Origin of the sequence: Catonella sp., from assembly GCF_052169795.1 — a bacterium.
Lineage (GTDB): Bacteria > Bacillota > Clostridia > Lachnospirales > Lachnospiraceae > Catonella.
Map to the genome: position 1 here is coordinate 1 of NZ_JBQNBU010000079.1, position 8909 is coordinate 8909.

At 38.6% G+C, this 8909-nt stretch carries 8 protein-coding genes; all 8 read right to left on the bottom strand.

From position 1 onward, the window contains the following. Window positions 1–500: 500 nt before the first annotated feature. Window positions 501–1457: an N-acetylglucosamine kinase gene (locus ACTTKP_RS09780; protein ID WP_442553719.1), complete on the bottom strand. Its 957-nt coding sequence runs from the start codon at window positions 1455–1457 to the stop codon at window positions 501–503. Between the two features lie 9 nt (window positions 1458–1466). Further along, on the bottom strand, window positions 1467–2660 hold the full coding sequence (locus ACTTKP_RS09785; protein WP_442553720.1) for an anhydro-N-acetylmuramic acid kinase: 1194 nt from the start codon (window positions 2658–2660) through the stop codon (window positions 1467–1469). Continuing rightward, on the bottom strand, window positions 2661–3137 hold the full coding sequence (locus ACTTKP_RS09790; RefSeq protein WP_442553721.1) for a GNAT family N-acetyltransferase: 477 nt from the start codon (window positions 3135–3137) through the stop codon (window positions 2661–2663). 1 nt (window position 3138) lies between these two features. Further along, window positions 3139–4293 carry an exo-beta-N-acetylmuramidase NamZ family protein gene (locus tag ACTTKP_RS09795; RefSeq protein ID WP_442553722.1) on the bottom strand — a complete coding sequence of 385 codons (1155 nt, stop codon included), beginning with the start codon at window positions 4291–4293 and terminating at the stop codon, window positions 3139–3141. Window positions 4294–4296: 3 nt separating this feature from the next. Continuing rightward, window positions 4297–5205 carry an N-acetylmuramic acid 6-phosphate etherase gene (murQ, locus tag ACTTKP_RS09800; protein ID WP_442553723.1) on the bottom strand — a complete coding sequence of 303 codons (909 nt, stop codon included), beginning with the start codon at window positions 5203–5205 and terminating at the stop codon, window positions 4297–4299. Between the two features lie 5 nt (window positions 5206–5210). Continuing rightward, complete coding sequence (locus ACTTKP_RS09805; RefSeq protein ID WP_442553724.1) at window positions 5211–6107, bottom strand: carbohydrate ABC transporter permease; 897 nt, start codon at window positions 6105–6107, stop codon at window positions 5211–5213. A 12-nt stretch (window positions 6108–6119) separates the two neighbouring features. After that, window positions 6120–7052: an ABC transporter permease gene (locus tag ACTTKP_RS09810; RefSeq protein ID WP_442553725.1), complete on the bottom strand. Its 933-nt coding sequence runs from the start codon at window positions 7050–7052 to the stop codon at window positions 6120–6122. Between the two features lie 110 nt (window positions 7053–7162). Next, window positions 7163–8797: an extracellular solute-binding protein gene (locus tag ACTTKP_RS09815; protein ID WP_442553726.1), complete on the bottom strand. Its 1635-nt coding sequence runs from the start codon at window positions 8795–8797 to the stop codon at window positions 7163–7165. Between the last annotated feature and the right edge of the window lie 112 nt (window positions 8798–8909).

Below are 8909 nucleotides of genomic sequence, written 5' to 3' on the forward strand. Positions count from 1 at the left end.
ATGGAGCTTAGGGGGATAATAGAAGAGCTGAAATAATCCGGTAGAAAGTGATTGAGTAATGTTTAACATAGAAGAAGAACTAAACTACAGAAGAAGAACTAAGGGCAGTAGAAGGAATGAATGAAGGAGCAGCCAGGGCTGTGTGGGAGTTTTTTAGGGAGAAGGAGTGTATAAATGGTAAAATAAAGTGTCAGTATAAATGAGTAAAAAAGTACACCAAACAATATGTACATAGGTAGTTTCAGCAAAAAGAGGATCAAAGAGATAGAGAAATTTATGAATAACTATCCGAGAAAGATGTTTGGTGGACTGAGTTCAAATGCGGTCTATAAGAGCCTAGAAAAAAATTTATAAAATACTGACATTTAGGGTTGCAATTTATAAACTTGATTTGACATAGGAAGACTAATGAGGCTGTTATGAAAAGATTGAGAGGACGGGTAACCGCCCTCTTTTTGTCTGAATTCAATTCGTTTGTGGGTAATAGGGATAATTATCCTCTAAACAGTATTATTAATATGTTCCGCCCCGATAAGTATAGCTCCTGTTTCTGCACTATGCTCAGGCTCTCTGATTTTCACATTTTTATTTCTTGATATAAAAATCTCCAAAAACCTTTCTCTTACAGGAAGAAGCTTGGTTAGTATACTGCCGCTTAGCATAAGTTCGGGTTCGGCGGTATCTAAGTTATGCACTACTGCTTCTGCCAAATTACAAAGGTCTAAAACAGCTTTGTTACAGATATCAACTGAAGCCTTGTCACTGTTTGCAATACCGTCTACAAGCAGGGGTGCAAGAGCTGCAATATCGTTTTTACCTGTATTTTCAGAGTATACATAGGCAATTAGCTCAGGTATGGAAGATATTTTAAGTTTTTCATATACAAGCTTTGTAAGTATGCTTTTTACACTTCGACCATCATTTTCCCTGACTACCTGACTTAGAATATCTCGTCCGATGGCATAGCCTGAGCCTGTATCATCTATAAGATAGCCCCAGCCGCCGCTTCTGAGACTCTCCCCCTTGCTGTCTATTCCGGTGCAGATTGAACCGGTACCGGATATCAGTACAGCTCCGGCTCTTCCTGAAAGACCGCCTTTAAGTGCAGTGATATCGTCGCCTACTATGACAAGTTCTCCGTTATATCCGTTTTGAGAAAATTCTTTTTTTATGCTGTTTACTATTTCCGAATTGCTTGCACCGGCTGTTCCTATGGCTATCATTTCACACGCTTCAAGCCCTCCTTCTAAGCCTTTTAAGAAGTTAATCATTTCAACAACAGCCATCTTTAGACTGCCGGAAGATAAGTTCTTCACATTAAGAGGGCCGGTCTTAAAATTCATTTTTTCTTTTTCAAGTATTTCATAAGGAGAATTCAAATTTTCAAAATACCTGACTTCCAGGTTTGTTTTGGTACCGCCTCCGTCTATTCCGACTATGTATTTAATAATATTCAACCTTCTTTCTTATATAGTAATTTTTCCCATAACTACAGGGTGGAGAGCTCCTGTTGCCTTTGGTGCATTGTTGCACTTTCCGTAGATACAGTCATTGGCAAGGACAGCAAAGGCTACAGCCTCTTTGGCATCACCGCTAAGCCCCAGGTCTTCATTGGTTATGACCTCCGTATCCGGCAGATATTCTTTGATATACTTCATCAGAGTAAGGTTATTAGCCCCGCCTCCACCGATTATAAGTCTGTCAGGAGTGATTTCACAATATTCTTTTACGGAATAATATATAGTATAAGCCGTATAATCAGTAACGGTGGCTAACAAGTCTTCATTGCTTATACCGAGTTTAATACTTTTATTAATTATTTTCTCTAAAAAAATTGAACCGTATCTTTCCCTGCCGCTGTTCTTAGGAGGTGAAAGCCTTATATAATCATCATTTTCTATAATGAAGTTAAGCAATTCTTTGTTAGAAGAACCATTTTCTGCAAGCTTTCCACCCTCATCAAATCTAAGTATTCCTTTGGTTATATAAGAAATACAGCCATCTATTAACATATTTCCGGGTCCTGTATCAAAGGCAAAAACTTCATCTAAGCTACAGCCTTTTTTTAGAATGGTAATATTTCCGATTCCCCCTATATTTTGAAGTGCTATATTTTTTTCTTTATCATTATATAAAACAAATTCAGTATAAGGCACAAGGGGAGCACCCGTTCCTCCAGCAGCAACATCTCTGACTCTGAAATCGCTTACAACAATCGTGTTAAGCCTTTCTGCGATAGGAGAGGAGTCACCTATCTGTAGGGTAGAGTTAAAGCTCTTATCCAAGAAGTCAACCTTTACAGGTTCATGCCAAACGGTCTGTCCATGGCTTCCTACAAAGGCTATATCTTCTTTATTGATACCGGCCTTTCTTATAACTTCCTCACAGGCATCTGCACACAGCTCTCCAATAAGCATATTCATCCTGCAAACTTCTTCCATATTGGTAGATTTACCATCTGCAAGGGATAGTATATGGGCTCTTGTCTTCTCTGTAAATGGAAGGGTGATGAAGTCAATAAGGATTACCTTGGTGCTAAGTCCCGAACCGCTTATTTTTACAAGGGCGGCATCTATACCGTCTACGCTGGTTCCACTCATAAGCCCGATGGCAAGTTTGTTTTCTTTTTCGCTTTTAATATTAAATACTGTATTTTCCATTTATCTGCCTCTTAAGAAATCCTTGTATATCCCTGGAGTTGAGCCTTCTATGACAGTTGCCCCACAGACCTTTGTATAAAAATCCACAGGACCTACCGAGCCTATGATGGCATAGCCGTAGCCTTCTTCTTTTAATGCTTCCAAAGATCTGAGCAAGAGGGCTGCACCTATACCCTTTCCCTGCTCGTTGTCCAGTACACGCATAGGCCCGAAAAAGTCTTTGGCGGTAGCATTGTAGCAGGCATAACCCAGTATTTCCTTATCCCTTGTAGCTATAAAGCAGGTAACAGGGCTTTTTCCAAAGCAGCTTTCACATTCTCCCGCTGCATAATCACTTGAATGTTCGCTAACCCATTTTACTATCTGTCTTCTGTCAGGTGTCATAGCTCTTTTAATTTCTATTCCCTCATCTTCGCATTTTTTATAAATAGCATTAGAATCAGGTAAATCGTAGAGCTTTACAAGCATATCAGGCATATCATTCCTCCTGGTATAAAAGATATTGTTTGCGTATATTATCAAATGTTTCACTGTCTCTCTTGAAATTTTCAATCAGTTCTTCTATATCGGTATTTTCTTCGGTAAATAGCTTCGTTCCTGTAAGCAGGGTAAAAAAGCTGTGTTTACTGTTTTTTTCCCTTGGCAGTAATTTAAAATCATCTTCATATAAATGTTTTAAGGTATATAAAATTCTAAAGCCGGTTTCCACTGGTTGATATTTATAATAATCAGTTATATGAAGTTTGACTCCTTCACAGATTTCACCCTTATATTTTGAAAAAGTCGGAGTAAAAAATGCCGGAGTAAATATTACAGAAGGAAGTTTGAGTCTATTTAGCTCCTTAGCAAGTATATCTGCCTTTATGAAAGGAGCACCGAATTGAAGAAAGGGGAGAGTAGTTCCCCGCCCTTCGGATATACTGGTTCCTTCCAACAAACATAGCCCGGTATAGGCCAAAGCAGTTTCAAAATTAGGTATATTGGGACTTGGAGGCATAAAGACCAAACCTGTTTCAGGGATAACTTTATTTCTGTCCCAGTTTAATACCTTTAAGATGTGGAGCTTATCTTTAAGCCCTATTTCACTGTCAAACAGCCTTGAAAGCTCGCCTACAGTTAAGCCGTACCTTTGTGGAAGGGCAGCAGTACCGACATAGCTAAAGTAATCTTTTTTTAAGATATTTCCTTCTACCTGGCTTCCGAGAGGATTTATCCTGTCTAAAATAAGTAAGGATAAACCGGTATTTTTACAGTCATTCATTACATTTTTTAATAATGAAATATAGGTATAAAATCTGCTGCCCACATCCTGAATGTCATAAACTATGATATCAAGTTTACCGATAACTTCTTTGGATAGATTTTTACGTTCATCGTTGTAAAGGCTGCTTACAGGAAGTCCGGTTATCCTGTCTATACCATCGTTAACAATTTCACCTGCAGGGATGTTTCCCCAAATTCCATGCTCAGGTGCGAGAAGTGTTTCTATATGAAAATCAAGTTTTTGAAAGATTTTGGTATCATGTACGAGGTCTGCGTTAACACCTGCAGAGTTTGTTATAAGCCCTATACTTTTGCCTTTTAACAGGGATTTGGCATCCTCAAGATGGTCAATTCCATTTAATACTTTCATAGTTTATTCTTTCTTTAATATGTCTGAAATACGTCCATAGTTAGAGTTTAAAAGGTTTTCAGCTTCATCTGCATCTACTCCGCAAAGTATCATAACTATAGCGGTTTTGGCAGAGAAATTGCATTCCTCTAAGCGTTTAAGAGCATTTTCTCTGCCAGTTCCTGTAGCCTCCATAACTATTCTTATACATCTTTCTACAAGCTTGTTATTGGTAGCTTTGACATCTACCATAAGGTTCTGATATACCTTACCTAACTTAATCATAGTAGCAGTTGAAAGCATATTCAGTATCATTTTTTGGGCTGTTCCGCTTTTCAGTCTGGTGGAGCCGGTAACTACCTCACCTCCGAGCTGAGGGGATATTCCTATATCTGCAAGCCTGTCTATCTCGCTTCCTTTTGAGCAGGTTAACCCTACAACTTTTGCACCAAGTGACTTGGCATATTCCATAGCTCCGATTACATAAGGAGTTCTTCCGCTTGCAGCTATGCCACAGAGTATGTCTTTGTCTGAAAAGTTTTTAGCTTTCATATCTTCTACAGCCAGTTCCTTGCTGTCTTCGGCATGCTCAACAGCTTTAAACAGTGCATTATTTCCTCCTGCCATAAAAGCATCTACAACTGTAGAGTCGGCTCTGAAGGTTGGCAGACATTCTACCGCATCCAGTATGCCCAGTCTTCCGGAAGTACCACAGCCGCAGTATATGAGCCTGCCACCGCTTCTGATTGCAGCTGTGATTAGATCGACTGCCTTTACTATATTCGGAGTTTCTTTCTCTACAGCCACAGCCACCTTGGCATCTTCGCTATTCATCAATCTGATTATGCCTTCGGTACTTTCCTTGTCAATATGCATGGTTAGCGGATTTCTCTGCTCTGTATTTATTTCATCTAAATTTATATTATCTTTCATATTTATTATCCCTTCACCGCCCCTACAGTCAATCCTTTAACAAAATATTTTTGCAAAAACGGATATATTATAATTATTGGTAAAGTTGAAGTTATAATTACTGCAGTCTTTATGGCTATACCTATGGTGCTCTTGTCCGCTGAACCTGCACCGTCACCTACCATAAGGGTTCCGTTTACTATATTTCTGAGCAGAAGCATTACAGGATACTGCTCACTTTTCAGGTAGATGAGAGAATTGAACCAGTCATTCCAAAAAAATACAGCATAGTAAAGGGCGATAGTTGCAACTACAGGCTTAGATAGAGGAATAACCACCCTTCTCAATATTCCCCAATAGCCCAGTCCGTCTATAAGTGCGGCCTCTTCAAGTTCGTGTGGGAAGGACTGAAATGAATTGACCATTATTATAAGATTGAACTGGTTAATGGCAAAGGGCAGCAATATAGCAAACCTTGTTCCCGCAAGGTGAAGTGAACTTATAAGCAGGTAATTAGGTATCATTCCACCTGTAAAGAACATTGAAAATACAACTAATTTAATAAAAAACTTATGCCCTCTAAGGTCAACCTTTGAAAGAGGGTAGGCAAACATTATTGTCATAAACATAGCTATGGCTGTGCCTAATATTGTATATAAAAATGTATTTCCGTATGACCTGAAAAAGTTAGGATATTCAAATATTTGCTTGTAAGCATCCAAATTAAAGTCTACCGGCAATAAATAAACCTGATTATTTAATATTGCCTTAGTACCTGAGGTAGACAAGGCCAGCATATATATAAAAGGTACTACACAGATAATAACAACCAACACCATTATTATGTATATGGCTAAGTTAAATATTTTACTGCTGAAGCTTTGAGGTTTTTTTGATTTAACAAGTTTTTTCTCTTTTATCATCTTTTTTCTCTCTTAGTATAAAGAATTTCCGGTAATTTTCTTACTTAATCTATTTGCACCGCTTACCAGAATAAGTCCGATAAGTCCACCAAAAAGGCCGATGGCTGTAGCTAAGGAATAGTTCTGATTCATAAGACCGGTTCTGTAAACAAGTGTGTCTATGATATCACTCACTCCTGAGTTGGAAGGGGTGTACATAAGAAGAATCTTTTCATATCCAAGGCTTAAAAGTCTTCCTATATTCAGTATGAGCATAACCATAATAGTAGGAAGGATTGAATGAATGGTTATATACCATATTTTTTGAAATTTGCCGGCTCCGTCTATCTCTGCTGCCTCATACAAATCACTGCTGATACCTGTAATGGCTGACAGGTATATAATAGCTGTCCAGCCTGTATACTGCCAGGCTTCCGAGATTATGTAAAGAGGTCTGAAGAAAGCCGGTTCATTCATAAAATATATTGGCTCCATACCGTTTGACTTAAGTATCTCATTTAAAATACCTGAGCTTGGAGAAAGTATTTCATTCATTATAGCTATTACTACAACTGTAGAAATAAATCTTGGCATATAGGAAACCGTCTGCACAAATTTCTTAAAAGCCTTATTAGTAATTTCATTAGCAAGTATTGCGAAAATAATCGGTAATGGGAAGTTAATTACTAAGTTTGTAAGGGAAATAACCAGGGTATTCTTAAATGCCTGCCAGAAGCTCGGATCTTTTAAGAACCTCTGAAAATATCTTAAAGTCCAGGTTGTGCCAAACATACCCCTGCCGGGCTGATATCTTCTGAAGGCAAGGATGTTTCCTGCCATAGGCACATATTTAAATATAATAAAGTAGATAAGAGGGATAAGGAGCATAAGGTAGAGTGCGCCATACCGCTTCAAATATCTTTTAAATGGTGTTTTCTTAATTTCACCGGATTTGATTTCTTTCATAGTTGTTATCCTTTTAAAATTGTGGCTGCTTTCTTTCAAGCAGCCACCAAAAAATGTTGAGATATCTCTGATTATTCACAGAATATTCCGTGAATAATTTAGGAGTTATATCATTTTTTCAGATTATCATTATACATTTTGCAATATTCTTCGATTCCGAGATCCTTCATTTCTTTTACATAAGCATCCCAGTCTTTGTCTATGCTCTTTTTGCCGGTAAGGAAGGCATCTGCCCATACCTCAAACTTATCTGCCAGAGGGGTGGAAAGAGAAGCGGCATCTTCAGCGGTCATGTCATCAAAGGCAGGTGCAGGAGGGATGGACTGGATTGAATCCTTCATTGCAGCAACGTCTTCGTTAATCTTCTTGAAATTATCGTCATATTTTGTAAGTTCATAATCAAGAACCCATACCTGCTGTGTACCGTTTGCACCACAACCGTAATCAACCTGCATCTGCTTGAAGATTCCGTTAGGAGCATTTACTATTTTGTCATCATAAACTATCTTGTCGCCATCCATCTTATAGGTAATGCCTTCAACACCTAAACACCAGATTTTAGCGTTTTCCTCTGAATAGAACATTTCATCAACTTTTCTTACAAGCTGTTCAAAGTCTGCTCTCTTAGCTGCATTTGCCGGAAACATAATTCCACCTATTGTTCTTGAACGAGGCTGGGTATGAGCTCCGCTAGGGCCTTCAAGAGGAGCATACATCTGAAGCTTGAAGCCGTCTATATTGGAAGCGGCTTCAACTCCGCCTATCTGATCATAGTATGCCCAAGATGCTATTGAAGTTCCGTCTGCCAGGCATTTTGCCCACTTATCACCGTCAATAGGATCTGCCATTTCAGGATCTAAAAGACCTTCTTTATAAAGCTTTGAGAAGAAAGCAAAATATTCTTTGCACTTATCATCAATAGCTCCGGTAAAGTATTCCTGTTTGTCATAATCATAACTTAAAGTATAGGAACCTGAAGAACTGTTCTTACCTACGCTGATACCGAAAGAAGGCATTGTAAATCTGTAAAGTACTCTAGGTCCTGCGAGTATGGTAAGTGGATAGGACTTAGGATTTTCTTCCTTATAAGCCTTTAATATTTTATATAAATCATCAAAGGTCTTAGGAGCATCGAACCCTTTTTTCTTAAGGAAGTCTTCTCTAAGAAGGAGACCGCCGTCATAGAATGGCTTATCGTAAAGAGCAGGCATATAATAAAGCTTGCCGTCTTTAAGTTTAAGGCGTTCTACATCTTCCTTAAGTCCGAGTTTCTCTACCCAGGCATTATAATTAGGTGTCCAATCGGAGTAATCACTGATTGGAACTATTGCACCGTTAAGTGATAAAGAAGCATTCTCGCCTACGCTTGACTGATAGAGTATAACATCAGGAGCATTATCTGCTGTGTTGAGTGCGAGTGATACCTTGGTCTGATAATCGGCAATCGGAATAGCTTCTACACTCAGCTTTACATTTGTGTTCTTCTGAACGGTTTCAAAGGTAAGCCAATCCTGTTTATAAGGAAGTGTTGCGTTATCGGGCATATACATGCTGATTTCGATTGGCTTATCATCGGCAGCTGCACTCGAAGTCTTTGAAGTGGCATTTTGGGTCGAACCTGTTGAAGTTTTGCCGGATGCAGGGCTGTTGTTTCCCTTTGCACCGCCTCCACAGGCAGTAAGCATTGTAACCGCTGATGCAATAGCGATAAATCCGGCCAACAATCTTTGTGCTTTCTTTTTCATAATTTTCCTCCTCACGAAAAAAATTTTTAAGTTTTCAGGCAATGTGTGAAAAAATATTTCATAAGTTATCCACATATTATCATCAATCTCTGTATATGTCAACTATTATATT